Here is an 818-nt window from a genome sequence, read left to right on the forward strand (position 1 = left end):
CCCCGCCGGCCGTCTGCGTGCACAGCACCGGCGTGTAGCCCTGCTGGGCGAGCGCGCCGCCCACGACCTCGGCGAACGCCGGGAAGATCGGGTTCTGCAGCTCGGGCAGCACCAGGCCGACCAGCCGGGCCCGCTCCCCGCGCAGCTTGGTGGGCCGCTCGTAGCCGAGCACGTCGAGCGCGGTCAGCACCGCCTGGCGCGTCTGCTCGGAGACCCCGCTGCGGCCGTTGAGCACGCGGCTCACCGTCGCCTCGGACACCCCGACCTTCTGCGCGACCTCCGCCAGCCGTCCAGCCATGCGCGCAAGTCTACGACCGGATCGCGCAAGCGACTTGCAGGGCGCGCGGTGCCGGGGTCAGGCGGTGGCGGCCGCCCGGGGCGCGACCGCGTGCAGGTGCTCCGCGATGTCCTGCGCCCAGCCCCGCACGGCGTCGAAGTCGCGGTGGTCGCCCTCCTTGGCGCGCGCGCCGGCGATGATCGCCCGCTCGGCGAACGCGAGCTCGCTGCGCAGCAGCCGCCCGGCGAACGCCCGGTGGCCGAGCGCCCCGACGTCCTGCATGAGCGCGAGCAGCTCGTGCGGGCTGTTCGCGCGCGCCGCGGGCTGCGTCGCGAGCCCCGAGGAGAACACCCAGACGTGCCGCCGGCGCAGGTCCCCCGCGAGGCGGGCCGCGAAGTCGCGCGCGGCCGGCATCCAGTGCGCCGTGTACACCGCCGACCCGAGGACGACCGCGTCGTACCCGTCGAGGTCGGTGACGTCCTCGGGCGCGGCCTCGTGGACCACGTGCCCGCGGGCCCGCAGCACGTCCGCGACGGCCGAG

Annotated in this window: 2 protein-coding genes; both read right to left on the minus strand. The window is 76.8% G+C overall.

Annotation, left to right across the window (positions count from 1 at the left end):
* Positions 1 to 298, minus strand: a 298-nt coding sequence (locus tag FHR04_RS20730) for a LacI family DNA-binding transcriptional regulator (protein WP_139405061.1), incomplete at its 3' end; no start/stop codon positions are given.
* Positions 299 to 355: 57 nt separating this feature from the next.
* Positions 356 to 818: flavodoxin domain-containing protein (locus FHR04_RS20735; protein ID WP_139405062.1), on the minus strand; the 463-nt coding region annotated here is incomplete at its 5' end.

Origin of the sequence: Deinococcus radiopugnans ATCC 19172, from assembly GCF_006335125.1 — a bacterium.
Classification (GTDB): domain Bacteria; phylum Deinococcota; class Deinococci; order Deinococcales; family Deinococcaceae; genus Deinococcus; species Deinococcus radiopugnans.